Origin of the sequence: Agrococcus sp. UYP10, assembly GCF_040547205.1 — a bacterium.
GTDB lineage: Bacteria > Actinomycetota > Actinomycetes > Actinomycetales > Microbacteriaceae > Agrococcus > Agrococcus jenensis.
In genome coordinates this window covers 1,565,163-1,592,044 of record NZ_JBEPPG010000001.1, presented here as the reverse complement: position 1 = coordinate 1,592,044, position 26,882 = coordinate 1,565,163, and the positions used below count along the sequence as shown (strand labels likewise).

At 72.6% G+C, this 26,882-nt stretch carries 28 protein-coding genes and 2 tRNA genes; 8 read left to right on the top strand and 22 right to left on the bottom strand.

Going from position 1 to position 26,882, the window contains the following annotated elements; all coding sequences use genetic code 11:
• Nucleotides 1–65 precede the first annotated feature (65 nt).
• On the bottom strand, nt 66–638 hold the full coding sequence (locus ABIB37_RS07925; RefSeq protein WP_354258914.1) for an isochorismatase family protein: 573 nt from the start codon (nt 636–638) through the stop codon (nt 66–68).
• Nucleotides 639–714: 76 nt separating this feature from the next.
• Here ABIB37_RS07925 and ABIB37_RS07920 point away from each other — a divergent pair, with 76 nt between their 5' ends.
• Entirely contained in the window at nt 715–918 is a 204-nt protein-coding gene (locus ABIB37_RS07920) for a hypothetical protein (RefSeq protein WP_354258911.1), read from the top strand.
• On the opposite strand, the gene ABIB37_RS07915 is transcribed toward ABIB37_RS07920, so the two are convergent.
• On the bottom strand, nt 824–1,810 hold the full coding sequence (locus tag ABIB37_RS07915) for a CHAP domain-containing protein (protein WP_354258909.1): 987 nt from the start codon (nt 1,808–1,810) through the stop codon (nt 824–826). The genes ABIB37_RS07920 and ABIB37_RS07915 overlap by 95 nt on opposite strands.
• Before the next feature lie 248 nt (nt 1,811–2,058).
• On the opposite strand from ABIB37_RS07915, the gene ABIB37_RS07910 reads away from it, so the two are divergent.
• On the top strand, nt 2,059–2,412 hold the full coding sequence (locus ABIB37_RS07910; protein WP_354258906.1) for a hypothetical protein: 354 nt from the start codon (nt 2,059–2,061) through the stop codon (nt 2,410–2,412).
• Nucleotides 2,413–2,478: 66 nt separating this feature from the next.
• On the opposite strand, the gene ABIB37_RS07905 is transcribed toward ABIB37_RS07910, so the two are convergent.
• The 12 genes from ABIB37_RS07905 to ABIB37_RS07850 all read right to left on the bottom strand — a co-directional run bounded on the left by ABIB37_RS07905 (nt 2,479) and on the right by ABIB37_RS07850 (nt 13,111).
• A tRNA-Thr gene (locus ABIB37_RS07905) sits at nt 2,479–2,554 on the bottom strand.
• 66 nt (nt 2,555–2,620) lie between these two features.
• Nucleotides 2,621–3,460 (bottom strand): SDR family oxidoreductase, encoded by an 840-nt coding sequence (locus ABIB37_RS07900; RefSeq protein ID WP_354258903.1) that lies wholly within the window; start codon nt 3,458–3,460, stop codon nt 2,621–2,623.
• Between the two features lie 72 nt (nt 3,461–3,532).
• Entirely contained in the window at nt 3,533–5,083 is a 1,551-nt protein-coding gene (locus ABIB37_RS07895) for an alpha/beta hydrolase (protein ID WP_354258900.1), read from the bottom strand.
• A gap of 88 nt (nt 5,084–5,171) precedes the next feature.
• Nucleotides 5,172–6,335: a DNA polymerase III subunit delta' gene (locus ABIB37_RS07890; RefSeq protein WP_354258897.1), complete on the bottom strand. Its 1,164-nt coding sequence runs from the start codon at nt 6,333–6,335 to the stop codon at nt 5,172–5,174.
• Nucleotides 6,336–6,373: 38 nt separating this feature from the next.
• Nucleotides 6,374–7,006 (bottom strand): dTMP kinase, encoded by a 633-nt coding sequence (tmk, locus tag ABIB37_RS07885; protein WP_123696141.1) that lies wholly within the window; start codon nt 7,004–7,006, stop codon nt 6,374–6,376.
• Nucleotides 7,003–9,777: a type I DNA topoisomerase gene (topA, locus tag ABIB37_RS07880; RefSeq protein WP_502914067.1), complete on the bottom strand. Its 2,775-nt coding sequence runs from the start codon at nt 9,775–9,777 to the stop codon at nt 7,003–7,005. The genes tmk and topA overlap by 4 nt, the downstream gene beginning before the upstream one ends.
• Before the next feature lie 73 nt (nt 9,778–9,850).
• A complete protein-coding gene (locus tag ABIB37_RS07875) occupies nt 9,851–10,291 on the bottom strand; it encodes an Rv3654c family TadE-like protein (protein ID WP_354258894.1) in 441 nt (146 codons plus the stop codon).
• A complete protein-coding gene (locus ABIB37_RS07870) occupies nt 10,288–10,569 on the bottom strand; it encodes a hypothetical protein (RefSeq protein WP_354258892.1) in 282 nt (93 codons plus the stop codon). The genes ABIB37_RS07875 and ABIB37_RS07870 overlap by 4 nt, the downstream gene beginning before the upstream one ends.
• Nucleotides 10,570–10,597: 28 nt before the next feature.
• Nucleotides 10,598–10,771, bottom strand: coding sequence for a DUF4244 domain-containing protein (locus ABIB37_RS07865; RefSeq protein ID WP_123696144.1), 174 nt, complete (start codon nt 10,769–10,771; stop codon nt 10,598–10,600).
• Nucleotides 10,772–10,882: 111 nt separating this feature from the next.
• Nucleotides 10,883–11,050, bottom strand: coding sequence for a hypothetical protein (locus ABIB37_RS07860; protein ID WP_354258889.1), 168 nt, complete (start codon nt 11,048–11,050; stop codon nt 10,883–10,885).
• A 199-nt stretch (nt 11,051–11,249) separates the two neighbouring features.
• A complete protein-coding gene (locus ABIB37_RS07855) occupies nt 11,250–12,110 on the bottom strand; it encodes a type II secretion system F family protein (RefSeq protein WP_354258887.1) in 861 nt (286 codons plus the stop codon).
• Nucleotides 12,107–13,111, bottom strand: a complete 1,005-nt coding sequence (locus ABIB37_RS07850; protein WP_354258885.1) for a TadA family conjugal transfer-associated ATPase — start codon at nt 13,109–13,111, stop codon at nt 12,107–12,109. The genes ABIB37_RS07855 and ABIB37_RS07850 overlap by 4 nt, the downstream gene beginning before the upstream one ends.
• Nucleotides 13,112–13,426: 315 nt before the next feature.
• On the opposite strand from ABIB37_RS07850, the gene acs reads away from it, so the two are divergent.
• Together acs and ABIB37_RS07840 are read left to right on the top strand one after the other, a co-directional pair.
• Nucleotides 13,427–15,370: an acetate--CoA ligase gene (acs, locus tag ABIB37_RS07845; RefSeq protein ID WP_354258883.1), complete on the top strand. Its 1,944-nt coding sequence runs from the start codon at nt 13,427–13,429 to the stop codon at nt 15,368–15,370.
• A gap of 116 nt (nt 15,371–15,486) precedes the next feature.
• Nucleotides 15,487–16,140, top strand: a complete 654-nt coding sequence (locus tag ABIB37_RS07840) for a hypothetical protein (protein ID WP_354258881.1) — start codon at nt 15,487–15,489, stop codon at nt 16,138–16,140.
• 76 nt (nt 16,141–16,216) lie between these two features.
• Here the strand turns inward: ABIB37_RS07840 and ABIB37_RS07835 are convergent, their stop codons facing one another.
• Complete coding sequence (locus ABIB37_RS07835) at nt 16,217–16,675, bottom strand: RidA family protein (protein WP_354258879.1); 459 nt, start codon at nt 16,673–16,675, stop codon at nt 16,217–16,219.
• Entirely contained in the window at nt 16,672–16,839 is a 168-nt protein-coding gene (gene sp36 / locus ABIB37_RS07830) for a Sp36 family protein (RefSeq protein WP_343920604.1), read from the bottom strand. The genes ABIB37_RS07835 and sp36 overlap by 4 nt, the downstream gene beginning before the upstream one ends.
• 49 nt (nt 16,840–16,888) lie before the next feature.
• On the opposite strand from sp36, the gene ABIB37_RS07825 reads away from it, so the two are divergent.
• The 3 genes from ABIB37_RS07825 (at nt 16,889) to ABIB37_RS07815 (ending at nt 20,504) form a co-directional block, all read left to right on the top strand.
• Entirely contained in the window at nt 16,889–19,447 is a 2,559-nt protein-coding gene (locus tag ABIB37_RS07825) for a transglycosylase domain-containing protein (protein ID WP_354258877.1), read from the top strand.
• Between the two features lie 31 nt (nt 19,448–19,478).
• Nucleotides 19,479–20,381: a metallophosphoesterase gene (locus ABIB37_RS07820; RefSeq protein ID WP_354258874.1), complete on the top strand. Its 903-nt coding sequence runs from the start codon at nt 19,479–19,481 to the stop codon at nt 20,379–20,381.
• Between the two features lie 46 nt (nt 20,382–20,427).
• Nucleotides 20,428–20,504 (top strand) — tRNA-Pro (locus tag ABIB37_RS07815).
• 50 nt (nt 20,505–20,554) lie between these two features.
• Here the strand turns inward: ABIB37_RS07815 and ABIB37_RS07810 are convergent.
• From ABIB37_RS07810 to ABIB37_RS07800, 3 genes are read right to left on the bottom strand one after another with little or no spacing between them, the layout of a single operon-like run.
• Nucleotides 20,555–21,148, bottom strand: a complete 594-nt coding sequence (locus ABIB37_RS07810) for a thymidine kinase (RefSeq protein WP_354258871.1) — start codon at nt 21,146–21,148, stop codon at nt 20,555–20,557.
• Nucleotides 21,149–21,150: 2 nt separating this feature from the next.
• On the bottom strand, nt 21,151–21,783 hold the full coding sequence (locus tag ABIB37_RS07805) for a helix-turn-helix transcriptional regulator (RefSeq protein ID WP_354258869.1): 633 nt from the start codon (nt 21,781–21,783) through the stop codon (nt 21,151–21,153).
• Between the two features lie 13 nt (nt 21,784–21,796).
• On the bottom strand, nt 21,797–23,317 hold the full coding sequence (locus tag ABIB37_RS07800; protein WP_354258866.1) for a malate:quinone oxidoreductase: 1,521 nt from the start codon (nt 23,315–23,317) through the stop codon (nt 21,797–21,799).
• Between the two features lie 104 nt (nt 23,318–23,421).
• Here ABIB37_RS07800 and ABIB37_RS07795 point away from each other — a divergent pair, with 104 nt between their 5' ends.
• Nucleotides 23,422–23,787, top strand: coding sequence for a hypothetical protein (locus ABIB37_RS07795; protein ID WP_354258863.1), 366 nt, complete (start codon nt 23,422–23,424; stop codon nt 23,785–23,787).
• Nucleotides 23,788–23,844: 57 nt separating this feature from the next.
• Here ABIB37_RS07795 and ABIB37_RS07790 read toward each other — a convergent pair whose 3' ends face one another.
• The 3 genes from ABIB37_RS07790 to recR all read right to left on the bottom strand — a co-directional run bounded on the left by ABIB37_RS07790 (nt 23,845) and on the right by recR (nt 26,881).
• Nucleotides 23,845–24,921: an aspartate-semialdehyde dehydrogenase gene (locus ABIB37_RS07790; RefSeq protein ID WP_123696156.1), complete on the bottom strand. Its 1,077-nt coding sequence runs from the start codon at nt 24,919–24,921 to the stop codon at nt 23,845–23,847.
• Nucleotides 24,918–26,192 (bottom strand): aspartate kinase, encoded by a 1,275-nt coding sequence (locus tag ABIB37_RS07785; RefSeq protein WP_354258861.1) that lies wholly within the window; start codon nt 26,190–26,192, stop codon nt 24,918–24,920. The genes ABIB37_RS07790 and ABIB37_RS07785 overlap by 4 nt, the downstream gene beginning before the upstream one ends.
• An 89-nt stretch (nt 26,193–26,281) precedes the next feature.
• Complete coding sequence (gene recR / locus ABIB37_RS07780) at nt 26,282–26,881, bottom strand: recombination mediator RecR (RefSeq protein WP_354258858.1); 600 nt, start codon at nt 26,879–26,881, stop codon at nt 26,282–26,284.
• Nucleotide 26,882 lies beyond the last annotated feature (1 nt).

The window sequence follows — 26,882 nt, the reverse complement described above, 5'->3', positions numbered from 1 at the left end:
TGTACTCGGCCTACTTGTCGTCGGCTAACGATGCGAGCATCGATCCACCTCGACGGACTCCGTGGTCACGGCCTGGCCACGACCTCCACCCCCGCGTCTCGCAGCTCGTCGAGCGCCGTCGCCCGCGTCTCGGCGCTGACCGCCGACGTCAGGCCATCGATGACGCGCACCGTGATGCCCGCGAGCGCCGCGTCGAGCGCTGACGCCTTGACGCAGTAGTCCGTGGCGATCCCCACGACGTCGAGCTCGTCGATCCCCTGCTCCGCGAGCACCTCGTCGAGCGTCTCGCCGTCGTCGGTGATGCCCTCGAAGGCGGAGTAGGCGGGCTTGCCCTGCCCCTTCTTCACGTGCACGTCGATCGCGAGCGCGTCGAGCGCCGGGTGGTACTCGGCGCCGGGCGAGCCCGCGACGCAGTGCACGGGCCACGTGTCGACGAAGTCGGGCGCTCCGGGCGCGAAGTGGCCGCCGTTGTCACCGGTCGCGTCGTGCCAGTCGCGGCTCGCGGCGACGAGGTCGTAGGCGTGGCCGCGGAGGTGCTCGGTGATGGCCGCGGCGACCGCGGCACCGCCGTCGGTCGCGAGGGCGCCGCCCTCGGTGAAGTCGTTCTGGACGTCGACGATGAGGATGCCACGGGTCATGCATGCAGGGTAGCGAGCAGCGGTCCACCGGGTCGCTCCATGGCGCATCGCAGACGGGCTCTGCCACGATCGACCCATGAGCCAGCACCCCAGCCGCGACGCGGCCGCCGAGCACCTCCGCACCGCTCTCGTCGAGCTCGATCCCGACGGCAGCGTCGACTGGTCGGAGGTCGAGGGCCACGCGATCACCCACCACCCGCGCGAGGGGGTCGAGGACGACTGGCGCGTCGCCGAGGGCACCGAGCTCGAGCAGATCGTCGGCCGGCTGCGCGACCGCTGACCGGCGCGGCGCTCAGCCGTCGCTCAGCCCGCTTCGCGAGGTCCGTCGCCGCATCGGCCCCGAGCCCGTCCTTGAGCCGTGCAGCGAGCGCGTCGACGTCCAGGGCAGGGCGTGCCTTGAGACGGCCGACCGACCCGGTCAGTCCCTGCACCAGCGCGAGGATGGCCTGGTCGTAGCTGTACTGCCCCGGGGCGATCTGGCCCTCTCTGATGGCCTTCACATATGCGAGGGTCTCGTCGAGACGCTTGCTCGCGTCGTCCACCTTCTGAACCATCGCGCGCAGCTCGTCGACCGTCACGTCGCCCCACGAGTACCTGCCACGACCGCCAGGGCTCAGGAGGTTGTCGAGGTGGTGGCGCAGTCCAGCGATCTCCGCGCGGATCTCGGCTGCTTCGGACATGGTGAGCTCCCCTTCTGCCTTGCTGTCGTGCGCGCTCGCGACGCCCGGCGCACCGGCGAGCGGCTGGATCGGCCGGAGGTAGCCGAGCAGGTGCCGCTTCCTGATCGTGCTGCGCTCCGAGTACCGATGCCCCCTGAAGTTCTGGTTCATGACGTCCAGGCTCGAGCCACGGTCGCGCTCCACGACCGCGACATGCCCCGACTCCGACGCCGGCCAAGTCATCGCAGCCGACCAGATCGCGACGTCGCCCCACTGCGCTCGGGCGTCGCGCGCGACCCGCTGGAGCCATCTGCTCGGGCGATCCACGTCGGTCTCGAATGCCGTCCACCACTGCCACGCGTAGTCGGCGACGTGGCCGATGCCCCACGGCGCACCGAGCACCCGCATGTAGTAGTCGCGGACGAGATCCGTGCACTGCGGATGCGGCTGCCCAGCCGAGTTGTCGATCTCCTTGCCCTCGACGTCCTCCAGCCACTCGGCGAAGGTGATCACGGATCCTCCGCTCTCGGGCAGCAGCGTCTCGCGATCGCACGCGTGACCGCGGCACCCATGACCGGTGCGCTCCTGTTCTTACTCGCCTCGCTGGCGCTCGTCCAGGTGCGATCTACGGAGGCGGACCGCGGCCGGACAGCGGTGACTCGCGCGTCCGTGGCGCACCCTGAGCCGATCGACGGTGGACCCTCGGCTCGGGCTCTGCGTCACCCCGGCCGCCGTCCAGACGGCGTCCCTAGCGTTCGAATGTGCAGAAGCTCGCCGTCACAGCCACCCTCATCACCGATGCCCTGGTCGGTGCGATCCTCGACGACCTCAACGAGGGCGACGGGGGCCTCCAGGACCTCGACCGATGGGCCGCCCGGTCGTCCGTCAAGCCCGACCGGGTCATCGTCGGGCCCGACGCCACGTACGTGCGGCTCGCCGGCGAAGCGGAGCACGGTGGGCCCGTCATCCTCGTGCACGTGGAGCACTCGTGGGAGCGCGCGACGCCGCGGCCGCTCGCACCCCGTGTCGACGACCTGGCGCTGCACCGCGCGCGGCGCAGGAGCGCGTCGGGCACCCGCGTGCGAGAGACGCGTCGAGCGGCGAGCCGGGGATAGCAACCAGACGGCGGAACGGCCCCGACCCGGACTCCTCGAGGAGTCCTGGTCGGGGCCGTTCTGTGGTGGTGCCGCCTCGGAGAATCGAACTCCGGACCTATTCATTACGAGTGAATCGCTCTGCCGACTGAGCTAAGGCGGCGTGCCGAGGCACGATCAACGATCATAGCGCATGTCTCGAGCGCACCACGAACCGTGGCGGCCGTCGCTACACCGAGCGCCAGTCGTCGCTCTGCAGGTGCGAGCCGGCCTGCGGACCCATCTGCAGCATCCCGCCGTCGACGACGATCGAGGCGCCCGTGACGTACGAAGCGGCGGGCGATGCGAGGAACGCGATGACGGATGCGATCTCCCGCGCGTCGCCCGGCCGGCCGAGCGGGATGCCCGGACGGTCCTTGCCGTGGGGGTCCTCGTCGGTCTGGCCGGTCATCGGCGTCGCGATCTCGCCGGGCGCGACCGTGTTCACGGTGATACCGTGCTGCCCGAGCTCGAGCGCCGCCGTCTTCGCGAGGCCGCCGAGCCCGTGCTTCGCGGCGTCGTAGGCGCTCGAGCCGACGCGCGGCTGGTGCTCGTGCACGCTCGAGACCGCGATGATGCGGCCGCCCGCACCTCCGGCGACCATCCGTCGAGCTGCGCGCTGGATGCAGACGAAGGCGCCGCTGAGATCGGTCTTCACGATCTCGTCCCACTCCTCGTACTCGAGGTCGAGCAGCAGCGTCGCACCACCCGTGCCCGCGTTGTTCACGAAGACGTCGAGCCCGCCGAGCTCGTCGGCCAGGCTGTCGACGACGTCGCCGCATCCGGGGATGTCCGTCGCGTCGAGCCGCGCGACCGCCGCCCGCACGCCGTGGGCGCGCACCTCCTCGGCGGTGTCGAGGGCGCCCTGCTCGTCCGTGTGCCAGGTGATGCCGACGTCCATGCCGGCCTCTGCGAGCGCGACGGCGGTCGCGCGGCCGATGCCCGAGTCGGAGGCGGTGACGATCGCGCGACGCGGCTGGAAGCTCGCGTCGGCGTCGGTCGCGGTGCGGGTCTCGCTCGTGTCGCTCATGCCGGCGACGGTACGCGCGGCATCTGCGAGCGCGCTCCGCTCCCCCGCCGCGTTCGCTGAGACGCCGGGCGCTCAGCAGTCGATCTGCGCGGTCGGCGCGATGCCCTCCAGGAAGTAGCGGTTCACGGGCTGGTCGACGCACTCGTTGCCCGTGAAGTACTGCCCGTGCCCCTCCGCCTCCACCGAGATCAGCACGCCCGACTCGAGCATCGCCGCGAGGTCCACAGCCTGCTGGTAGGGCGTCGCCGGATCGTTGACGCCGCCGATGACGATGATCGGCTCCGCGCCCGGCGCGGTGATCTCGTGCGGCTCGCGGGTCGCCTCGACCGGCCAGGCGGCGCAGCTGCCGAGGCCCACGAAGTCAGGACCGAGCGTCGGCGCGGCCGCCAGGATCTGCTCGGCATTCGCGCGCACCTCGTCGAAGTCCGTCACGGCCGGGTAGTCGAGGCAGTTGACCGCGATGAGCGTCTCGAGCGAGTTGTCGGCGAACGTGCCATCCGGGTTCACGCCGTAGTACGCGTCCGCCTCCGCGAACGCCGACTCCCCGCTGCCCGAGAGCACGTCGGTCAGCACGCTGCGCAGCGTCGACCACTGCGCATCCGCGTAGAGGTTCGCGGCCATCGCGGTGAACAGCGCGCTCGAGCCGAGCTCACGGCCGTCGGCGACCGGGATCGGCTGGGCGTCGAGGCGGTCGAGCAGGTCGCGCGTCTGCTGCAGCGCGTCCTCCTTCGAGCCGACGAACGGGCAGTCGTCCTGCTGCAGGCAGTCGGTCACGAAGTTGCCGTACGCGAGCTCGAAGCCGGCCGCCTGGTAGAGCGTGCCCTCGAAGTCGGTCGAGTCGGGCGCGACGGCGGCGTCGAGCACCATCCGTCCGACGTTCTCGGGGAACAGGTCGGCGTAGGTCGAGCCGATGAGCGTGCCGTAGGAGACGCCGAGGTAGTTGAGCCGCTCCTCGCCGAGCAGCGACCGCACGAGGTCGAGGTCGCTCGCGACCTGCTCGGTGCCGATCTTGCCGAGCAGCTCGCCGCTGTGCTCGAGGCACGAGTCGCCGAACCACTGCGCGTCGGCCAGCTGCTGCTCGAGGTCCTCGTCGCTGAGCGGCTCGGGCCGCGGCCCGTCCGGGATCTCCCACAGCCAGTCGTAGAGCTCCTGCGGGTCGTCGTAGCACGAGATGGGCGTCGAGGCGCCGACGCCGCGGGGGTCGAAGCCGACGAGGTCGTAGTGCTCGCGCACCTCGGGCCGCAGCAGGTAGTCGGCGTACTGTTGCACGTACTCGACGCCGGATGCGCCCGGGCCGCCGGGGTTGTAGAGGATCGCACCGAGCCGCTCGCCGGTCGCCGGCGCGACGGTGACCGCGACATCGATCGACTCCTCACCGACCGCGAACCAGTCGAGCGGCGCGCGCACGGTGCCGCACCAGTTCTCGTCGCACTGCTGCCAGTCGACGTCCTGCGCGAAGTAGCCCTCGAGCTCGGGGGCGACGTCCTCGCCCGTCGGCGTCCAGCCGGGTCCGTCGGCGAGCGTCGGCACCGGCGGCGCCAGGATGATGCACCCGGTCAGGGCGACCGAGGTCGCAGCGACGACGGCGGTGAGGGCTGCGAGGCGGCGGCGGGTGCGGAGCATGCCTCCAACGGTACGCGGCGTCGGGTGTGCGACCCCACCGCCGCGGCACATGATCCGCTCAACGGCGCTCCTCGCAGCGGCGGTCGAGTCAGCGGCGCTGCGCCGCGCGTGCGGCGCGCACGAGCATCGCCTCGAGCGCGAGCGCCGGCGGCACGTTCGCCTCGATGCGCTCCCGCGCGATCCGGATGCTGTCGAGCACGTCGATCACGGCGGCGCGCTGCAGGTAGGCGGCCGCGGCGAGCACCGTCGGCCGCATCGCCTCGTTGACGAGATCGCTGCCCACGCCGAGCTGCGTCATGAGGATGTCGCGGTAGAGCGAGAGGAGGTCGACGAGGATGCGGTCGACGCCGTCGCGCATGCCGCGCTTCGCGCGCTGCTTCTGCGCGTCCTCGAGCTCCTTGAGCTGGCGCCGGAGCGCCGGGGGCACGGTGCCGCCCGGCTCGATGCCGAGCTGGTGGAGCGCCTGCGCGCGCTCCGCCTCGTCGCGCTCGGCCGAGAGCGCGTCGGCGTCGGCCGTGGCGATCTCGACGTACCGGGCGGCCGCGAGCACCGCCGACGCCGCGGTGGAGACGCGCATCGCGATCTGGAGCGTCTCGGCGCGACGAGCGCGCGCCTCCTCGCTCGTCGCCAGCCTGCGCGCCATGCCGATGTGGCTCTGGGCCTCGCGCGCGGCGCGCGCGGCGACCTCTGGGGCGACGCCGTCGCGATCGATGAGCAGCTGCGCGACCGCTGCCGGGTCGGGCACCTGCAGCGTGAGCGTGCGGACGCGCGAGCGGATCGTCGGCAGCAGGTCGGCCTCGCTCGGCGCGCACAGGATCCACACCGTCTCGGGCGGCGGCTCCTCGAGCGCCTTGAGCAGCGCGTTCGACGTGCGCTCGGCCATCCGGTCGGCGTCCTCGACGACGATCACCCGGTACCGGGCGGTCGACGGCGCGAGCGACGCGCGCTGCACGACGGCACGCGCCTGCGCGATCGTGATGAGCACCCCCTCGGTCGAGAGCGTCACGAGGTCCGGGTGCGTGCGCGCGTCGACGAGCGTGGCGACCCCCTCGTCGATGCCCGTCGGGGGTGACAGCAGCGCGGCGGCGAACGCGTAGGCCAGGTTCGAGCGGCCGGAGCCGGGCGGGCCGGTGAGCAACCAGGCGTGCGTCATGGCCCCCGAGCCGTCGACAGCAGGGTCGACGGCGGCGGCCCGCTGCAGCTGTGCGACGGCATCGGCCTGGCCGACGATCGCGTCCCAGCCGCTCGCCATGCGCACCCTCTCGTCCGCGGCCGCCATCGCCCGGTCGATCAGCGGTCCGCGTCGAGCATCGCACGCACGTGCGACACCACGCGCGCGTGCACGTCGGCGGGGCTGCCGGATGCGTCGACCACGGCGAAGCGGTCGGGCTCGGCCGCCGCGAGCTCGAGGTAGGCCTGCCGCACGCGCAGCGCGAAGGCCTCCCCCGCCTCCTCGAGGCGGTCGTACGGCGCGTCCTCGCGCGCGGCCATCCGCTCACGCCCGGCGGCCGGGTCGAGGTCGAGCAGGATCGTGAGGTCGGGCAGCAGCCCGTCGGCCGCCCACAGCGAGAGGTCGCGGATCTGCCCGCCGTCGAGCTCGCGGCCGGCGCCCTGGTAGGCGACGGACGAGTCGAGGTAGCGGTCCTGCAGCACGACCTCGCCGCGCTCGAGCGCCGGGCGCACGAGGGTCGCGACGTGGTGCGCGCGGTCGGCGGCGTAGAGCAGCGCCTCGGCGCGCGGCGCGACGTGGCCCTCGGTGTGCTGCACGAGCCGGCGGATCTCGACGCCCAGCTCGGTGCCGCCCGGCTCGCGGGTGCGGACGACGGTGCGGCCCTCGCCCTCGAGCCACGCCTGCAGCATCCCCGCCTGCGTCGACTTGCCCGAGCCGTCGCCGCCCTCCAGGGTGATGAACGCCCCGGTCACGACGCGTCGGTGGTGGGCGCCGGCTTCGCCGCCGGCTTCTTCGCTGCGGGCTTCTTGGCGGCCGCCGTCTTCGCCGCCGGCTTCTTGGCAGCGGCCGTCGTCTTCGCAGCCGGCTTCTTCGCCGCCGGCTTCTTGGCCGCGGCCTTGCGCACCGGCTTCTTCGCGGGGCCCTTCTCGCGCTTGAGCTGCAGCAGCTCGATCGCGCGCTCGAAGGTGATGCCCTCGACGTCCTCGCCGCGCGGGATCGTCGCGTTCGTCTCGCCGTCGGTGACGTACGGCCCGAACCGGCCGTCGCGCACCTTGACCGGCTTGCCCGAGACGGGGTCGGCGTCGAACTCCTTGAGCGCGGTCGCCGCCTTCCTGGCGCCGTACTTCGGCTGCGCGAACTTCTCGACCGCCTGCTCGAGCGTGATCGAGAAGATCTGGTCCTCCTCGTCGAGCGAGCGCGTGTCCTCGCCCTTCGACAGGAACGGCCCGTAGCGGCCAGGACGCGCGGTGATCTCGACGCCGGACTCCGGGTCGACGCCGACGACGCGCGGCAGGCCGAGCAGCTTGAGCGCGGTCTCGAGGTCGACCGACTCGGGCTCCATCGCCTTGAAGAGGGACGCGCGGCGCGGCTTGGGCGCGGCCTTGCCCTTCTTCGGAGGCACCGGCTTGCCCTCGTCGTCGAACTCGACGGGCAGCGCCTCCTCGATGTAGGGCCCGAAGCGGCCGTTCTTCACGACCACGTCGAGACCCGTCTCGGGGTGCAGGCCGAGCACGCGGTCCTGCACGGGCTCCGCGGCGAACAGCTCCTGAGCCTTCTCGGGCGTCAGCTGGTCCGGGTTCAGGTCCTCGGGGATGTTCGCGCGCTTCGTCTCGCCGTCGGCGTCGGTGCCCTCGAGGTACGGCCCGTACTGGCCCACGCGGAGCGTGACGCCCTCGGCGACCGGGATCGAGTTCACGGCGCGCGCGTCGATGTCGCCGAGGTTGGCGACGGTGCTCTGCAGGCCCGGCCGCGCCTCGCTGCCGAAGTAGAAGCGCTGCAGCCACTCCTGGCGGTCGAGCTCGCCGTCGGCGATGCGGTCGAGGTCGGCGAGCATCTCGGCGGTGAAGTCGTAGTCGACGTAGTCGCCGAGGTTGTCCTCGAGCAGCTTGATCGTCGAGAACGCGATCCAGTTCGGCACGAGCGCGCCGCCGCGCTGCGTGACGAAGCCGCGCCGCACGATCGTGTCGATGATCGACGCGTAGGTCGACGGGCGGCCGATCTCGAGCTCCTCGAGCGCCTTCACGAGGCTCGCCTCGGTGTAGCGGGGCGGCGGCGTGGTGGCGTGGTCCTTGCGCTCGAGCTCCGCGAGGCCGAGCGGGTCGCCCTGCTTGACCTCCGGCAGCCGTGCGTCGCCGGCAGAGGCGTCGCTCGACGCCTCGTCGGCGTAGCGCGACGCATCCGTCGACTCCTCGTACGCCTGCAGGAAGCCGGGCTCGGTGATGACGGTGCCGGATGCGGTGAACTCGGCAATGCCGCGGGACGTCTTGTCGGACGCGATCGTGATGGTCGCGGTCTGCCCGGTGGCGTCGATCATCTGGCTCGCGACGGTGCGCTTCCAGATCAGCTCGTAGAGGCGCTGCTCGTTCGGCGTGAGCGAGCCCTTGACGTCGCTCGGCGTGCGGAAGCGCTCGCCCGACGGGCGGATGGCCTCGTGCGCCTCCTGCGCCGACTTCGACTTGCCGGCGTAGTGGCGCGCGGCGGCCGGGATCGAGCCGGCGCCGTAGAGGCTCGTCGCCTGCGCGCGAGCGGCGGAGATGGCCTGCGACGACAGCGAGGGCGAGTCGGTGCGCATATAGGTGATGTAGCCCTGCTCGTAGAGCGACTGAGCGACCGACATCGTCTGCTTCGCCGAGAGCTTGAGCTTGCGGCCCGCCTCCTGCTGCAGCGTCGAGGTCGTGAACGGCGCGGACGGGCGACGGCGGTAGGGCTTCGACTCGACCCCGGCGACGGCGAACGCGGAGCGCTCGAGCTCGGTCGCGAGCGTCTCGGCGGCCTCCTCGTCGAGCACCGTGCGCACGCCCTTGATCTGGCCACGGTCGTCGAAGTCGGAGCCGGTCGCGACGCGGGCGCCGTCGAGCCGCACGAGGCGGGCGCCGAAGCGGGTGCCGTCGGCCTCGAACTGCGCGGCGAGGCTCCAGTAGCCGGCGGAGACGAAGGCCATGCGCTCGCGCTCGCGGTCGACGATGAGGCGTGCGGTGGGCGACTGCACGCGGCCGGCCGAGAGGCCCTGCCGCACCTTGCGCCACAGCACCGGGCTGACCTCGTAGCCGTAGAGGCGGTCGAGGATGCGGCGCGTCTCCTGGGCGTCGACGAGCGGCATGTTGAGCTCGCGCATCGAGTCCTTGGCCTGCTGGATCGCGTCCTCGGTGATCTCGTGGAACACCATCCGGCGCACCGGCACCTTCGGCTTCAGCACCTCGAGCAGGTGCCACGCGATGGCCTCGCCCTCGCGGTCCTCATCCGTCGCGAGGATGAGCTCGTCGGCGTCCTTGAGCGCCTTCTTGAGCTCGGCGACGGTCTTCTTCTTCTCGTCGCTGACGACGTAGTACGGGGCGAACCCGTTGTCGACGTCGACGGCGAACTTGCCGTACGACCCCTTCTTGAGGTCGGCCGGCAGGTCGCGCGGGCTGACGAGGTCGCGGATGTGGCCGACGGATGCCAGCACCTGGTATCCCTCGCCGAGGTACCGCTCGATCGTCTTTCCCTTCGCGGGGGACTCGACGATGACGAGCTTCTTGCCCATGCTCACGCTCACTGCTTCTTCGTATAGGGGTTCCGGCCCGACCGGGCCATGCCTCGCCACAATACACACGGTGTCATGGTGCGCCCACCGCGGGCGGACCGGCGATCGCGGCCCCGGATGCCGTGAGCGGCCCGATCGGGACGGTGGTCGTCACGCGCGCCTCGAGGCCATCGACGACGCACGCGCCGAGCCGCGCGCCGCTCGCCGCGGCGACCGCCTGGGCCAGCCCGCACGGGCTGCCATCGGCGTAGCCGGACAGCGCGTCGGCGGCCGCGAGCGCCGCCGCATCGGCCGCCGCCGCGGCGCGCGCCTGGGCGATCGAGGCAGTGCCCGCGCCGACGACGAGCAGCGCGAGCAGCACCGCCGCGGTGGCCATCGCGAGCGCGAGCGCCGCACCGGCGCCGCCGTCCCCTCGGAGGTCCGGGCGGCGCTGCGCGGTGCCGTCGAGCGCGCCCGCCACGCCATCCACCCGGTGGTCGAGCGCGCGCGCTGCACCGCGTCGAGCGCGGGTCACCGCCCGCCGCCGTGCGCGCAGCTGCGGGCCACGAGCGTCAGCGCGCCCGCGAGCGCATCCCGCGACAGCTCGGCGCAGACGAGCTCGCCCTGCCGCTCGATCTGGAGCCGCGCGTGATCCGCGTACGCGGCCGGGTCGTCACCGCGCCCCGCGGCTCTCGCAGCGGCGCCCGCGGACTGCTCCAGCGCGACCTGCTCCGCAGCGGCGGCCACGCCGCCGACCGCGAGCCCGATCGCGAGCACCGCGGCCGGCAGCGCCGCGGCGAGCTCGGCCGTCACCGCGCCGAGCTCGCCACGGCCGCTCCCGCTACTGCACGGAGAGCGCACGCTCCACCATGTCGGTGAGCATCCCGCGCACCTCGTCGGAGCGCAGGATCACCACCAGCAGCCCCGCGAACCCGACCGCCGCCATCGTCGCGATGACGTACTCGGCCGTCGCCGCGCCGTCCTCCTCGTGCACCAGCCTCTCGAGCATCCGCATGCTCGCCTCCTTCCCTCAGGAGGCCCAGCGTGCGGCACGTCGGCGCTGCCGCGTGCGGGAGCCAGCGCGGCCTGTGGAGGGCGGTGCGCTGGCCGGCTGGACGACGCCGGCTCAGCGACGTCGGCGCTTGGGCTTGCGCGAGGGCTTGGGCTTGCGCGACGACTGCGACGCGCGCGGCTTGCGCGCGCGGTCCGTCGCGACGATCGGGTGCGGCGCGCCGCTGCCAGCCGCGAACAGCGCGGCGACCCAGTTGACGATGGCGCTGAAGGGGTTCCGCATCCCTCGACGCTACGAGCGGCGGCTGGATGTGCGCTCGATGGCGCTGAGCCGCCGGCGAACCGGCATGCGACGGCGGAGGGCCGCTCTGCCCCATCGGGCTCGCACGCCGCGCTCGCCGCCTCGCTCCCGCGGGTGCCCGGTTCGTGCGCGAGTGTCGCGACACTGGCGCAGCAACTCGACACGGAGCGCGGCTGAGCCTTCAGCCGAGGGGCGCGAGCGCCCCCTCGAGCATCGAGACGACGAGCGGCACGACCACGAGCAGCGAGAACGCCGGCAGCACGCAGACGCCGAGCGGCAGCGCGAGCTGCACGGCGGCGCGCTCGGCTCGCGCCTCCCCCTCGAGCCGGGCGCGCACGCGGGCGGCCGACGCCTCTGCGAGCAGCAGCCCGCGCACCGGCACGCCTGCTCGGCGGGCGAGGTCGAGCGCCGCGTCGACGTCGTCCCAGCCGCTCGACGCGACGCCCGCGTCGATGAGCGCCGCCGCGGCCGCGGTGCGCGCCCGATCGACCGCGCCGCCGCCGGCGAGCGCCACCGCGACGAGGTCGAGCGCGATCCCCGGCGCTTCATCGCCCCGTGCGGCGTGCCGCACGATCGCGCGCGACCAGCTCCACGCGGCGACGAGCAGCACGGCTCCCGCCAGCACCGACCAGGTCGCCAGGCCGCCGCCCGCGAGCGCGCCCACCACGTCGAGGCCGAGCGCCGCGCCGAAGCCCAGGCCGACGACCGGCAGCACCATCACGAGCCGCGCCGTCGCCCGGGTTCCCGCGAGCGCCGCATCGAGCGCCCGCGCCTGCGCCGCGCGCTCGCGCAGCATTCCGGCGAGCCGCTCGAGCGTCGGCGCGGTCGGCGCGCCTGTCTGGCGGGCGACGTCGAGCACAGCGGTCACGAGGCCACCGCCCTCGCGCACCGCACCGATGCGGGCGTCGACCTCGGCGGCATCCGTGCCGAGCATCCGCCACGCGCGGTCGAGCGGCAGGCCGCCCGCCACGAGCGCCGCGAGGCGGTGCACGGTCGCCGCCGCGTCCTCCGTCGCCGTCGCCGCCGAAGCCGCCGCGCTCATCGCCGTCGCACCACCAGCCGGTCGTCGTCGAGCGCGAGCTCGCCGACCGCGGCGACGCGCCGCCCGTCGGCGTCGCGCTCGACGTGCAGCACCGCGTCGAGCGCGCTCACCGCCTGCCTCGCGAGCGCCGCGGGCGTCAGCCCCGCGAGCGCGCCGAGCGCCTCGAGGCGCGCGGGCACGTCGTCGAGCGAGTTCGCGTGCAGCGTGCCGGCGCCGCCGTCGTGACCGGTGTTGAGCGCCGCCAGCAGCTCGCGCACCTCGGCGCCGCGGCACTCCCCCAGCACGAGCCGGTCGGGCCGCATCCGCAGCGCCTCGCGCACGAGCTGCTCGAGCCCGACCGCGCCTGCACCCTCCGCATTGGCCTGCCGCGCCTCGAGCGCGACGACGTGGGGGTGACGGATGCGCAGCTCGGCCACGTCCTCGATCGTCACGATCCGCTCGGTCGCGGCCGCCGCCGAGAGCATCGCCCCGAGCAGCGTCGTCTTGCCCGATCCGGCGGCGCCCGTCACGAGCACGTTCGCCCGCCGCGCGACGAGCGCCCGTACGAGGGGCAGCGGCACGACGGCGAACATCCCCGTGCGCTCGAGCTCATCGAGCGAGAGCACCCGCACGCGCGGCAGCCGGATCGACAGCTGCGTGCCCGAGACGGCGATCGGCGGCAGCACCGCGTGCACGCGGATGCCGTCGTGCAGCCGCACGTCGACGCACGGCGTCGCCTCGTCGACGTGCCTGCCGCCCGCCGCGACGAGCGCCACCGCGAGCGCCCGCGCGCGCTCCGGCTCGAGCCGCACGCCGGCGCGAGCCGCGCCCCCACCGCGATCCACCCACACCTCGCCACCGGTGACGAACACGTCCGTCACCGCGGCCTCGGCGACGAGCGGGGCGAGCTCGCCGAACTCGCGCAGCGCCGCGCCGTCGGCCGCCGTCCGCACGGGCCCGTCCGCTGGCGCGCGCGTGGCGCCCGCCACGAACGGGATGCCGGTGGTCGGCGGTGCTGGCATGGGCGCACGGTAGGACGAGGCGCGCGGACGGCGCGCGATCGACCGGTCGACCTGTGGACGGGCAGGGAGGCGGCGCCCGCCTGGGGGGAGGGGGCGCCGCCACAGGGAGGCGGATGGGGGATCCGCCGGTCACCTGCTTGGTCGGCCAGGCCGACGGGGCCCATGCTAGGCGCACGTCCGCGCCCAGCACCGCTGCAACACGATCCGGCTCGCCGTGCTGCCGCCCGAGGATGCACACGCCCGGGCGTGACGACCCGCGCGCGGCGAGCGCCCTCGCTAGGCTCGGGCTCGACGACGACGTCTGGAGGAATGCCCGTGTCTGACCGCATCGACCACCTGCTCACCGAGACCCGCCGCTTCGCACCGCCGGAGGAGCTGGCCGGTGCGTCGGCGACCTCCGCCGAGCTCTACGCGCAGGCGGGCGCGGACCGGCTCGGCTTCTGGGCGGAGCAGGCCCGCGAGCTGCAGTGGGAGACGCCCTTCACCGAGGTGCTCGACTGGCAGCCGCCGCACGCGCGGTGGTTCCACGACGGCGCGCTCAACGTGGCCGTCAACTGCCTCGACCGCCACGTCGAGGCCGGCAACGGCGACCGCGTCGCGTTCCACTGGGAGGGCGAGCCCGGCGACCGCCGCACGCTCACCTACGCCGACATGACGGCCGAGGTGAAGCGCCTCGCGAACGTGCTGACCTCGCTGGGCGTCACGGCTGGCGACCGCGTCGCGATCTACCTGCCGATGCTGCCCGAGGCGGTCGCGGCGATGCTCGCGTGCGCGCGGATCGGCGCGGTGCACACCGCCGTCTTCGGCGGCTTCAGCCCCTCGAACCTGCGCGGCCGCATCGACGACGCCGGCGCGACGCTCGTCATCACCACCGACGGCGCCTGGCGCAAGGGCAAGGTCTTCCCGCTCAAGCCGACCGTCGACGAGGCGCTCCGCGAGCCCGGCCACGGCGTGACGAACGTGCTCGTCGTGCGCCGCGGCGAGAACGAGATCGACTGGGTCGACGGCCGCGACGTCTGGTACCACGAGGCGATGGCCGACGCCGAGGCCGAGCACGTCGCCGAGGCGTTCCCCGCCGAGCACCCGCTCTTCATCCTCTACACGTCGGGCACCACCGGGAAGCCGAAGGGCATCCTCCACACGAGCGCCGGCTACCTCACGCAGACGGCGTTCACGCACCGGCACGTCTTCGACCTCAAGCCCGAGTCGGACGTCTACTGGTGCACCGCCGACATCGGCTGGGTCACGGGCCACAGCTACATCGTCTACGGCCCGATGGCCAACGGCACGACGCAGGTGATGCACGAGGGCACCTTCGACACCCCGACGCCCGAGCGGCCGTGGCAGATCATCGAGCGCTACGGCGTGACCGTGTTCTACACGGCGCCCACGGCCATCCGCACGTTCATGAAGCTCGGCCGGCAGCACACGCAGTCGAGCGACCTGTCGAGCCTGCGGGTGCTCGGCACGGTGGGCGAACCCATCAACCCGGAGGCGTGGATGTGGTACCGCGACGTCGTCGGCGGCGGCACGACACCCGTCATGGACACGTGGTGGCAGACCGAGACGGGCGCGATCATGATCTCGGGTCTCGCGTCGGTGACGACGCTCAAGCCGGGCAGCGCTCAGGTGCCGATCCCCGGCATCGAGATCGACGTCGTCGACGAGGCGGGAGTGCCGGTCGGCGACGGCGATGGCGGCCTGCTCGTGGTGACGAGCCCGTGGCCGTCGATGCTCCGCACCATCTGGGGCGACGACGACCGCTACCGCGAGACGTACTGGCAGAAGTTCGGCGACCGCTACTTCGCCGGCGACGGCGCCCGCAAGGACGACGACGGCGAGATCTGGCTGCTCGGCCGCGTCGACGACGTCATGAACGTGTCGGGGCACCGGCTCTCGACGGCCGAGATCGAGTCGTCGCTCGTCGCGCACGACGGCGTCGCCGAGGCGGCGGTCGTCGGCGCGGCGGATGCCACCACCGGCCAGGCGGTCGTCGCGTTCGTGATCCTCAAGCAGTCCGCGTCGCGCGAGAACACCGTCGAGGAGGCGGAGCAGCTGCTGCGCCAGCACGTCGCGACCGACATCGGCGCGATCGCCCGGCCGCGCCAGGTCTTCATCGTGCCGGACCTGCCGAAGACCCGCTCCGGCAAGATCATGCGCCGCCTGCTGCGCGACCTCGCCGAGGGCCGCGACCTCGGCGACACGACGACGCTCGCCGACCAGACGGTCGTCGACGCCATCCGCTCGCAGCTGCGCTAGCCGCCCTCGCCGCGGACGGCAGGTGCGACACCGATGCTCGGCACTGCCCGCGAATAAGCGGGGAGTAAGAGCCGGGTTCCAGGCTCATCGCAACCCATCCCGACCAGGAGGTTCCGATGACCACCATCGCTCACTTCGACGCCCACTCGTCAGAGAAGCCGAGGGGCCGACGACGACGCATCCGAGCTGCGCTCGGCGCGCTCATCGTCGGCGTCACCGTCTCGGCGACGTCGCTGGTCGCAGCCGCTGCGCCGGCCTCGGCATACTCGTATCAGGGCTCGGGCGCCTATCACGTGGCCAGCGTCTGGCCGATGTACGTCAGCAGCGGCGGGAGCCTCAACCCGGCGTACCGTCAGATCGGCGCCCCTGCGGTCGCGGTGCGCAGCACCCTCGCCGCCGGCGCCCAGCAGTGGCAGACGGTGGTCGCCGACTTCACGCTGCAACGATGGAACGCGACGACTCGCTCGTGGACCACCTACGCGGCCAGGTCCGCTCGCGCCACCATCTACGGCGGCCAGTCCACGAACCTGCTCGGCGAGTCGTTCGGGCTCTGGACGCGCGGCCACTACTACCGCAGCCTTGTCTCGGTGCGATGGACGACCCACACGCTGGTCTACCGCGGCGACCGCGATCCGCTGACGGGAGCGGCCCTCGGCACGGTCACGAACACCTTGACCGGGCGCGTGGACTTCACGCCGAACCAGGCGGCCGACCAGCAGTGCAACGTGGCGCTCTGCACGAGCTACGCAGGCTCCGTCTGGATCGGCTGACGCAGCCGTCAGCCGTCAACCGGCAGGTGCAGGAACGGCCCCTTCCGCCTCGCGGAAGGGGCCGTGCTCCGCGCTGCTAGGCGAACTCGGCGATGACCTCGACCTCGACGGGGGCGCCGAGCGGCAGCTCCGCGACGCCCACGGCGCTGCGCGCATGCTTGCCCGCGTCGCCGAAGATCTCGCCGAGCAGGTTGCTCGCACCGTTGATGACGCCCGGCTGGCCGTGGAAGCCCTCGGCCGACGCGACGAACCCGACCACCTTGACGATGCGGGTGATGCGGTCGAGCGAGCCGATCTCGGCGTCGATCGCCGCGAGCGCGTTGAGCACGCACTGCCGGGCGTCAGCGGTCGCCTCGTCGGCCGAGACCTCGGCGCCGACCTTGCCGGTGCGCGGCATCGCGCCGTCGACCATGGGCAGCTGGCCGGAGGTGAACACCAGCCGGCCGCTCGAGACCGCGGGCACGTACGACGCGACCGGCGGCACGACCGCGGGCAGCTCGAACCCGAGCTCCTGCATGCGCTGCGCGATGCTCATGCGGAGGCCTCCACCGGGCGCTTCAGGAACGCGACCAGGCCGCCCTCCGGGCCGTTCGCCACGTGCACGAGCTCCCACCCGTCGCCGCCCCAGGTGTTGAGGATCGCCGTCTCGCGGTGGATGAGGAGCGGCGTGGTCGCGTACTCCCAGGTCGTCTTCGCCATCGGTGTGCTTCCTCTGCCCTCATAGGTTGGTCCCGTACCCTCGTATGCTATGGCCGCCACAAGACACAAGCCAGGAAGCCTGCTGGGCTCGCTCCTCGGGCTCATCGGGTTCAGCGCGATCGCCGGGATCCTGGTCTCCGCGACGCTGACGCCTGCCCTCGCCGTCGCCTCCACCACGGCCAACAGCGGCCTCGACGTCTTCGAGAGCCTGCCCTCCTACGCCCAGATCACCGAGCAGGCCGAGCGCAACCGCATCTACGGCATGCGCGACGGCCAGCCCGTCGAGATCGCCTCGTTCTACGCGCAGGACCGCCAGGTGCTGCAGTGGCAGCAGGTGCCCCGCACCGCGGTCGAGGCGCTCATCGCGGGCGAGGACCGCCGCTTCTACACGCACGGCGGCGTCGACGCCCCGTCGGTCGTGCGAGCCGGCCTCTCGCAGCTCGGCTTCGGCGGCGACTCCGGCGCCTCGACGCTCACGATGCAGCTCGTGCGCCAGCAGATCGCGATGGATGCGTTCATCCGCGGCGACCAGGAGACCTACGAGCAGCAGTACGAGGCGAGCTACCAGCGCAAGCTCGCCGAGATGCGCCTCGCGATCGGGCTCGAGCAGCGGTACACGAAGAACGAGATCGTGCTCGCGTACCTCAACATCGCCAACTTCGGCGGCAACGTCTACGGCATCGAGGCCGGCGCGCAGCGCATCTTCGGCAAGCCGGCGTCCGAGCTGTCGATCGGCGAGTCGGCCGCCCTCATCGCGACAGTGCAGAACCCGTCGACCCGCAACCTCTTCAGCGCCGACAACTTCGCGCGCAACCAGGAGCGGCGCGACTTCATCATCAGCTCGATGGCGGCCGAGGGCTACATCACCGCGGAGCAGCGCGACGAGGCGCTCGCGATCCCGGTCGACGAGGCCTTCGTCAACATCCAGCCGCCGAACAACGGCTGCATCGCCGGCTACGACTCGGCGCGCTTCTTCTGCGACTACGTGCAGCGCGTGCTGCAGACCGACCAGGTCGACGGCCACCACATCCTCGGCGCGACGCCCGAGGACAACGCGGCCGCGCTCTTCCAGGGCGGCTACCAGATCTACACGTCGATCGACCTGAACCTCAACGACGCCGTGCAGGCGATGGTGGATGCGAACGTGCCGAACGACGAGACCCGCTGGCAGTCGGGCGCGGCGGTGACGCAGCTCGAGGTCGGCACCGGACGCATCCTCACGATGGTGCAGAACAAGGACTACTCCCCCACCGAGGATGCGCCGCCCACCGCGACGAGCGTCAACTTCAACGCCGACTACGCGCACGGCAGGTCGGGTGGCTTCCAGCCCGGCTCCGGGTTCAAGATCTTCACCCTCGCGCAGTGGGTGATCGACGGCCACTCGGTGAACGAGCAGCTCGACGCCACGCGCGAGAAGTGGCCGCAGGGCTCCTTCACCGCGTCGTGCACCGGGCTCGTCTCCGAGGAGTGGGACCCGCAGAACAACGAGGGGCAGGAGTACACGCGCATGACGCCGACCGAGATCATGGTGAACTCGGTCAACACCGGCATCGCGCGCATGGCGAGCGAGATGGACCTCTGCGACATCCACGACACCGCCGAGCGCATGGGCACGACGCCCGCGAACGGCGGCGACTGGGAGATCTTCGCGCCTGCCGTGATCGGCTCCGGCTCGAACGTGACGCCCATGGGCATGGCAGAGGCCTTCGCGACCATCGCGAACGGCGGCATCCACTGCGAGCCGACCGCGATCGACCGCATCGTCGCGCGCGACGGCTCTGAGGTGCAGCCGCCCGCGCAGCAGTGCCAGCAGGCGATCACGCCCGAGGTGGCATCGGTGCTGCAGCTCACGCTCGAGACCGTCACCCAGCGCAACCCGCTGAACAACCCGGCCGGCGCGACGCCGGTCATCTCGAAGACCGGCACGTCGAACGGCGTCGTGCAGACGTGGGTCAACGGTGCGAGCCCGACCATCGCCACGTCGGTGTGGGTCGGCAACATCGTCGGCAACTACTCGCTGCAGCCGCGCTGGAACATCCGCTCGACGCTCTTCCGCGGCGCGATGGAGGAGGCGATGGCCCGCTACCCCGGCGGTGAGTTCCTGACGCCCGACGCCGAGACGGTGCGCGGCAGCGCGAGCGAGCTGCCGAACGTCGCCGGCCAGTCCGCGGCCGACGCGCAGGCGTCGCTCGAGGCGCTCGGCTTCACCGTGCAGGTCGCGAACCCGATCGACGGGCTGCAGGCCGAGGGGCTCGTGGAGTACACCGCGCCGGGCGCCGGCTCGCTCGTGACCACGGCGACGCCGATCATCATCTACCCGTCGAACGGCGCGCTCGCGGCCGGTGCCGGTGAGACCGAGGCGCCTGCCGACCCGAACGCGCAGACCTGGCCGAACCTCGTCGCGCAGTCCCTCACGGATGCGCGGGCGACGCTCTCCGGCGCCGGGTTCGATCCCGCGAACCTGCAGGTCTCGTGGCAGGACTACGGCGAGGAGTTCCTCTGCCAGGTGCTGGCGCAGAACCCCGAGCCCGAGACCGCCGGCGCACCCGGCGACCCGATCTCGGTCGTGGTCGGCACGAACGCCTCCGGGGGCGACCCTGGCTGCTAGCGCGCGGGCGCTCAGCGCTGTCGCCGGCGGCGTGCTCGCCGCCGGCGCCGCTGTGGCCGCCTACGCGACCGCCATCGAGCCGCGCGCCTTCCGCATCCGCACCGAGGAGCTGCGGGTCCTGCCCGTCGGCGCTCGGCCGATCTCGGTGCTGCACCTCGCCGACATCCACCTCGCCCCGTGGCAGGAGACGAAGCTCGACTGGCTCGAGGGCCTGCGCAGCCTGGAGCCCGACCTCATCGTCAACACCGGCGACAGCCTCGGGCACCGCGAGGCGCTCCCCGCACTCACGGAGGCGCTGCGCGTCTTCGACGGCGTGCCCGGCTACTTCGTGCACGGCTCGAACGACGTCTACGGGCCCGTGCTGAAGAACCCGCTGCGGTACTTCGGCGGCCCCTCCAAGCTCGCGTCCGCGGGCGACGTGGAGCGGCTCGACACGGCGGGCCTCGAGCGCGCCTACGAGGGCTTCGGCTGGCTCGATCTGAACAACACCGCGCGCGCGATCGAGGTGCGCGGCACCACGATCGCCGCCTTCGGCGTGGCCGACGCGCACCGCCACTGGGATCGGCTCGACGAGACCGAGGCCGCCATCTCGCGGATGCGCAAGGCGCTCGGCGACGCGCCGCGCGTCACGCTCGGCGTCACCCACGCGCCCTACCGGCGGATCCTCGACGCGTTCGTCGACCTCGGCGCGGATGCGATCCTCGCCGGCCACACGCACGGCGGCCAGGTGCGCGTGCCGGGCGGGCACGCGCTCGTCACGAACTGCGACATCCCGCGGGAGCAGGCATCCGGCCTCAGCACGTGGTCGCACGACGGTCGCTCGGCGCCGCTCAACGTCTCGCAGGGCATCGGCTCGTCGATCTTCGCGCCGTTCCGACTGGGGACACCCCCGGAAGCGGTCGTCGTGTCGCTCCTGCCCCGCTCGATCGGGTAGACTGGCGAGGTTGCAAAGTCGGAGCCTCGGTTCCGGTCTCGCACTTCGGGGTGTGGCGCAGCTTGGTAGCGCGCGTCGTTCGGGACGACGAGGTCGCAGGTTCAAATCCTGTCACCCCGACCAACAGGAAGGGCCCCGCCGAGAGGCGGGGCCCTTCCGCATGGAGCGGTGCGCTAGCCCAGGCGCCCGCCCGACTCCTCGAGGTAGCAGGACGCGCAGAGCGACTCGTAGGTGACCGCCTCGCCGTCGATGGCGACCTGGTCGCCGTCGAAGATGAACCGTTCCCCCACCTTCCGGCCGTTGAACAGCGCCTTGCGGCCGCAGCGGCAGATGGTCTTCAGCTCCTCGAGCGTGTGCGCGAGCTCGAGCAGCCGCGCGGAGCCGGGGAACGCGTGCGTGAGGAAGTCGGTGCGGATGCCGTAGGCCAGCACGGGCACGCCGCGCTCGACCGCGACGCGCAGCAGCTCGTCGACCTGGTGGGGCTGCAGGAACTGCGCCTCGTCGACGAGCAGGCATGCGACGGGCTCCTCGCGCGCCCCCGCGGCGGCCTCGAACCCGGCGAGCACCGACTCCTCGGGGCCGACGACGAAGTCGACCTGCCGCGTCATGCCGAGGCGCGAGACGACGTCGCGCTCACCCTTCGTGTCGGTCGCGGGCTTGGCGAGCAGCACGCGCTGCCCGCGCTCCTCGTAGTTGAAGGCCGCCTGGAGCAGCCCGGTGGACTTGCCGGAGTTCATCGCCCCGTAGCGGAAGTACAGCTTCGCCACCGCTAGAGGATGCCGTCCTCTTCAGCGCGCACGATGAGCTCGGCGCGCTTGCCGGCGGGGCGATCGATGGCCGCGTACTTCGCGCGGACGCGCCGCAGGAACGTCTTCGCCGTCTCGTAGCCGACGCCCATCTCGGCGGCGACCTGGACGGTCGTCAGGCCCTGGGCGTAGTGCCCGAGCGCGCGGCGCTCACCCGCCGACAGCCGGGGCCTGCGGTCGAGCGCGTCGATGCGCGGCCGGCCAGCGCCGCGGCCTCGGCGCGCGCGGCGCACCGCGACGACCTCGGCGGCGACGTCGTCGGCACTCACGTCGTGGGACAGCACGACCGCACCCACGGCCTCGAGCTGCTGGAGCAGCTCGCCCTGGACGTCGGCCTGCACGACGACGGCCGCGCCCGCGGCGACGGCCGTGCGCGCGTGCGCGAGCAGCGGATGACCCGGCTCCTCGGCCAGCAGCACCACGTCGCCGGGGAACCCGGCGGCGACGACGAGCTGCGCGAAGCGCGGCGCCTCGGCAGCGAGGTGCAGCGACGGCTCAGCGGCGATCGCGGCGCGCAGCGGCCCGCTGCGCGCGACATCCGCGACGATGCTCACGCTGCGGGGCGCGCCCGCCGGGGGTGCCGCTTGGGTGTCCATGGTGGTTCCTGGGTCAGGGAGTCGCAGCTGCGGACGCAGCCGCCTCGAGCTGGCGCTCGGGCTCGTCGACGAGTCGCAGCACCCGGGCGGTGCGCGCGATGCTCTCCCGCGCAGCAGCCGGATCCGCGTTGAGCTTCGAGCCGTAGCTGGGGATCAGCTCGCGGATGGTGTCGCGCCACTTCGGCATGTGCTCGGGGAAGCACCGCTCGAAGATGGTGAGCATGATGTGGACGGCGGTGGATGCGCCGGGCGAGGCGCCGAGCAGGCCGGCGATCGTGCCGTCCGCCCCGGTCACGACCTCGGTGCCGAACTGCAGCACGCCGCCCTTCTCGGGATCCTTCTTCATCACCTGCACGCGCTGGCCGGCGGTGATGAGCCGCCAGTCCTCGTCGCGCGCGTCGGGCATGAACTCGCGGAGGGCGTCGAGGCGCTGGGCGCGCGAGGCGAAGACCTGCCCGCCCAGGTAGCCGACGAGGGGCAGGTTCGCCAGGCCGGCTCGGATCATGGGCATGAGGTTGTGGCCCTTGATCGTCTCGAACATGTCGGTGTACGAGCCGGTCTTGAGGTACTTGGGGCTGAAGCCGGCGTAGGGGCCGAAGAGCAGGCTCGCCTCGCCGTCGACGACGCGGGTGTCGAGGTGCGGGACCGACATCGGCGGAGCGCCGACGCTCGCCTTGCCGTAGACCTTCGCGTTGTGGCGCGCGACGACCTCGGGGTTGTCGGTGCGCAGGAAGGCGCCGGTGATCGGGAAGCCCGCGAACCCCTTGGCCTCCGGGATGCGGGACTGCTGCAGCAGCTTGAGCGCGCCGCCGCCGGCGCCGACGAAGACGAAGCGCGCCTGCACCTCGGCGGGGGTCATGCCGACCTCGCGGCGGGCCTTGAGCCGCCAGGTGCCGTCGGAGAGTCGCTTGAGGCCAGAGACGGTCGTGTCGGTGTGCACGATCACGCCGTCGTCCTGCAGCCTGCCGAACAGCATCCGCGTCAGCGCACCGAAGTCGACGTCGGTGCCGTCGGTCGAGCGGGTCGCGGCGATCGGCTGCGACTTCTTCCGGCCGGGGATGAGGGTGGGCGCCCAGGAGCGGATGACCTCGGCGTCCTCGGAGTACTCGAGCCCGGCGAAGAGCGGCTCGTCCTTGAGCAGCTCCCAGCGCCGGCGCAGGTAGTCGACGTTCTGCTCGCCCCACACGAAGGTCATGTGCGGGGTCGCCGAGATGAAGCCGCGCGGGTCGGGCAGCGTGCCGTCCTCGACGAACGACGCCCACAGCTGGCGGGAGAGCTGGAACTGCTCGTTGATGTCGATCGCCTTCGCGCTCGACATCGAGCCGTCGGGCGCCTCGGGCGTGTAGTTGAGCTCGCAGAGCGCGGCGTGCCCCGTGCCGGCGTTGTTCCAGGGGTTCGACGACTCCTCGCCGACCTTCGGCAGCCGTTCGAAGACCTCGATGGTCCACGAGGGCTCGAGGCGGTGCAGGAGCGCGCCGAGCGTCGCGCTCATGATTCCGCCGCCGATCAGGGCGACATCGATGGTCTTCGTCACGCCGTCGAGTCTACGACTTCCATCCGTACCCCGTTCGCGTCCATCCGCTATGGATCGCGCAGGCCTAGCATGGGCGCGCCGACACACGACAGAAGGAGCCGCACATGGGAATCCTGGACGACGCGAAGGACAAGCTCGGCGACGCCGCGGAGTGGGTCAAGGACAAGGCCGGACAGATCGGCGAGCAGGCGCAGGGCGCGGGGCAGACGCTCGGCGAGAAGGCAGCGGACGCCCGCCACTGGGTGGGCTCGAAGGTCGGCACGGACGACCCCGAGGCTCGCGTGGCCGGCGGCGGCACGTTCGAGGCCGCACCCGAGCCCGAGCCCGCTCCCTCGCCCGCCGAGGAGTGGGTCGAGGTGACCGGCGACGGGAGCACGGTCGACAGCGACGGGGAGGGCGACGCGAGCGCGACCGACGCCGCTGCCCACGCCGCGGCCGGCGAGGACGACGAGCAGGACCGCCAGGCCTGAGATGCAGCGGAGGGCGGGACCGACCGGCCCCGCCCTCCGCTCACACCGCGCGCCGCGTCAGCCGAGCCGGTGCGCGACGAGCTCCGCGAGCTGCACCGCGTTGAGGGCCGCGCCCTTCCGCAGGTTGTCGTTCGAGACGAACAGCACCAGGCCGCGACCGGGCTCCGCCGACTGGTCGGCGCGGATGCGGCCCACGAGCGAGGCGTCGGCGCCGGCGGCCTGCAGCGGGGTCGGCACGTCGACGAGCTCGACGCCCGGCGCGTGCTCGAGCAGCGCGCGCGCCTGCTCGGGCGACAGGTCGCGCTCGAACTCCGCGTGGATCGCGAGCGAGTGGCCAGAGAAGACCGGCACGCGCACGCACGTGCCGGCCACGCGCAGCTCGGGGCGCTCGAGGATCTTGCGCGACTCGTTGCGGAGCTTCTGCTCCTCGTCGGTCTCCTCGGAGCCGTCGTCGACGATGCTGCCGGCGAGCGGCAGCACGTTGTGCGCGATCGGCGCCGTGTAGACGCGCGGCTCCCCCAGGTCGACGGCTGAGCCGTCGAGCGCGAGGCGCTCGGGGTGCTGGTCGGCGGCGGCCGCGAGCTGGCCGCGCAGCTCCTCGACGCCGGCGATGCCGGAGCCGGAGACCGCCTGGTAGGTGGCGACGACGAGCCGCACGAGGCCGGCCTCGAGGTCGAGCGGCTTCAGCACGGGCATCGCGGCCATCGTCGTGCAGTTCGGGTTCGCGATGATGCCCTTGACCGCGCCGGCGATCGCGTGCGGGTTCACCTCGGAGACCACGAGCGGCACGTCCGGGTCCATGCGCCAGGCCGACGAGTTGTCGATGACGACGACGCCCGCCTCGGCGAACCTCGGCGCGAGCCTGCGCGAGGTCGCGCCGCCGGCGGAGAAGATCGCGACGTCGAGCCCCGTCGGGTCGGCGGCGTCCGCGTCCTCCACGACGATCTGGCGACCCTGGAAGTCGATCGTCGAGCCCGCCGAGCGGGCGGAGGCGAAGAGCCGCAGCTCCTCGATCGGCAGGCCGCGGTCGGCGAGCAGGCGCAGCACGACGCCGCCCACCTGCCCGGTCGCGCCGACGACGCCGAGGCGCAGCGCGCGGGCCTCGCCCGGCTCCTCGCTCAGCCGGCGGATCATCGGCCGGTCCCCGCGTGCACGACGGCCTCGTCGTCGCCGTCGAGCTCGAACGCCGTGTGCACGACCCGCACGGCGTCGACCAGCTGGTCGGCGCGCGTCACGACCGAGATGCGGATCTCGGAGGTCGAGATCATCTCGATGTTGATGCCGGCGTCGGACAGCGCCTTGAAGAGGCGCGCGGAGACGCCCGCGTTCGTGCGCATGCCGGCGCCGACGAGCGCGAGCTTGCCGATCTGGTCGTCGTGCTGGAGCGATGCGAAGCCCACGTCGGAGCGGTGCGACTCGAGCGCCTGCAGCACGCCGCCGGCCTCCTCCTTCGGCAGCGTGAAGGAGATGTCGGTGCGGCCGGTGGCCGCCTCCGACACGTTCTGCACGATCATGTCGACGTTCGCGCCGGTCTCGGCGACGATCGTGAAGATGCGGGCAGCGGTGCCAGGCACGTCGGGGACGCCGACGACGGTGACCTTGGCCTCCGACAGGTCGTGCGCGACGCCGACGATCATCGGCTCTTCCATGGTGGAGCCTGCTCTCTCTGGGTCGTAGACGATGGTGCCCTCGTCGTTCGTGAACGACGAGCGGACGTGCAGGGTGACGCCGTGGCGGCGGGCGTACTCGACGCTGCGGATGTGCAGCACCTTCGCGCCGGCGGCGGCGAGCTCGAGCATCTCCTCGCTCGTGACGCGGGCGATGCGCCGAGCCCTGGGGACGACGCGGGGATCGGCGGTGAAGACGCCGTCGACGTCGGTGTAGATCTCGCACACGTCGGCGTCGAGCGCTGCGGCGAGCGCGACGGCGGAGGTGTCGGAGCCGCCGCGGCCAAGCGTCGTGATGTCGCCGGTCACCTTGTTGAAGCCGGCGAAGCCCTGGACGATCGCGATCTGGCCCTTGTCGAGCGCGTGCCGCACGCGGTCGGGCGTGACCGAGACGATGCGGGCGGCGCCGTGGCGGTCGTCGGTGAGCATGCCGGCCTGGCTGCCCGTGAACGAGACGGCGTCGGCGCCCTGCGACTTGATCGCCATCGCGAGCAGCGCCATCGAGATGCGCTCGCCGGCGGTGAGCAGCATGTCGAGCTCTCGGCCGACGGCCGGCAGGCCGAGGACGACCGCGTGGGCGAGGTCGAGCAGCTCGTCGGTCGTGTCGCCCATGGCGGAGACGACCGCGACGACGTCGTCACCGCGCTTGCGCGTCTCGACGATGCGCTTGGCGACGCGCTTGATGCTCTCGGCATCGGCCACGCTGGACCCGCCGAACTTCTGCACGATGAGGCTCACACCGCTCCTTGGAGTCCTGGACTGCTCAAGTCTAGGCGGCGGTGCGTGCTGATCCCGGCCAGACGGCGGCGACGACGAGCGTGCCGCGGTCATCGCTCGACGGTGCGACGCCCCTCGAACGCGCGGCCGAGCGTCATCTCGTCGGCGAACTCGAGGTCGCCGCCGACCGGCAGGCCGCTCGCGAGCCGGGAGACGCGCACGCCGAGCGGCAGCAGCGAGCGGATGAGGTAGGTCGCGGTCGCCTCGCCCTCGACGTTGGGGTCGGTGGCGATGATGACCTCCTCGACCGTCGGGTCCTGGAGCCGCGTCATGAGCTGCGCGACGCGGAGCTGGTCGGGGCCGATGCCCTGCATCGGGTTCAGGGCGCCGCCGAGCACGTGGTAGAGCCCGCGGTACTCGCGCGTGCGCTCGATCGCGACGACGTCCTTCGCCTCCTCGACCACGCAGATGGCGGTCGGCACGCGACGCGGATCGCGGCAGATGGCGCAGCGCTCCTCCTCGCCGATGTTGCCGCAGATGATGCAGAACCGGACCCGCTCGCGGACGGTCTGCAGGATCGTCGCGAGCCGGTCGACGTCGAAGGTCTCGGTCTGGATGATGTGGAAGGCGATGCGCTGCGCCGACTTCGGACCGACGCCGGGCAGTCTGCCCAGCTCGTCGATCAGGTCCTGGACGATGCCGTCGTACACG

Coding starts and splice junctions, on each gene's coding strand:
- ABIB37_RS07925 (WP_354258914.1), bottom strand. CDS start 638: ATGACCCGTGGCATCCTCATCGTCGACGTCCAGAACGACTTCACCGAG.
- ABIB37_RS07920 (WP_354258911.1), top strand. CDS start 715: ATGAGCCAGCACCCCAGCCGCGACGCGGCCGCCGAGCACCTCCGCACC.
- ABIB37_RS07900 (WP_354258903.1), bottom strand. CDS start 3,460: ATGAGCGACACGAGCGAGACCCGCACCGCGACCGACGCCGACGCGAGC.
- ABIB37_RS07895 (WP_354258900.1), bottom strand. CDS start 5,083: ATGCTCCGCACCCGCCGCCGCCTCGCAGCCCTCACCGCCGTCGTCGCT.
- ABIB37_RS07890 (WP_354258897.1), bottom strand. CDS start 6,335: ATGGCGAGCGGCTGGGACGCGATCGTCGGCCAGGCCGATGCCGTCGCA.
- topA (WP_502914067.1), bottom strand. CDS start 9,777: ATGGGCAAGAAGCTCGTCATCGTCGAGTCCCCCGCGAAGGGAAAGACG.
- ABIB37_RS07865 (WP_123696144.1), bottom strand. CDS start 10,771: ATGCGGATGCTCGAGAGGCTGGTGCACGAGGAGGACGGCGCGGCGACG.
- ABIB37_RS07860 (WP_354258889.1), bottom strand. CDS start 11,050: ATGCGGAACCCCTTCAGCGCCATCGTCAACTGGGTCGCCGCGCTGTTC.
- ABIB37_RS07855 (WP_354258887.1), bottom strand. CDS start 12,110: ATGAGCGCGGCGGCTTCGGCGGCGACGGCGACGGAGGACGCGGCGGCG.
- ABIB37_RS07850 (WP_354258885.1), bottom strand. CDS start 13,111: ATGCCAGCACCGCCGACCACCGGCATCCCGTTCGTGGCGGGCGCCACG.
- ABIB37_RS07840 (WP_354258881.1), top strand. CDS start 15,487: ATGACCACCATCGCTCACTTCGACGCCCACTCGTCAGAGAAGCCGAGG.
- ABIB37_RS07835 (WP_354258879.1), bottom strand. CDS start 16,675: ATGAGCATCGCGCAGCGCATGCAGGAGCTCGGGTTCGAGCTGCCCGCG.
- sp36 (WP_343920604.1), bottom strand. CDS start 16,839: ATGGCGAAGACGACCTGGGAGTACGCGACCACGCCGCTCCTCATCCAC.
- ABIB37_RS07825 (WP_354258877.1), top strand. CDS start 16,889: ATGGCCGCCACAAGACACAAGCCAGGAAGCCTGCTGGGCTCGCTCCTC.
- ABIB37_RS07805 (WP_354258869.1), bottom strand. CDS start 21,783: ATGGACACCCAAGCGGCACCCCCGGCGGGCGCGCCCCGCAGCGTGAGC.
- ABIB37_RS07795 (WP_354258863.1), top strand. CDS start 23,422: ATGGGAATCCTGGACGACGCGAAGGACAAGCTCGGCGACGCCGCGGAG.
- ABIB37_RS07790 (WP_123696156.1), bottom strand. CDS start 24,921: ATGATCCGCCGGCTGAGCGAGGAGCCGGGCGAGGCCCGCGCGCTGCGC.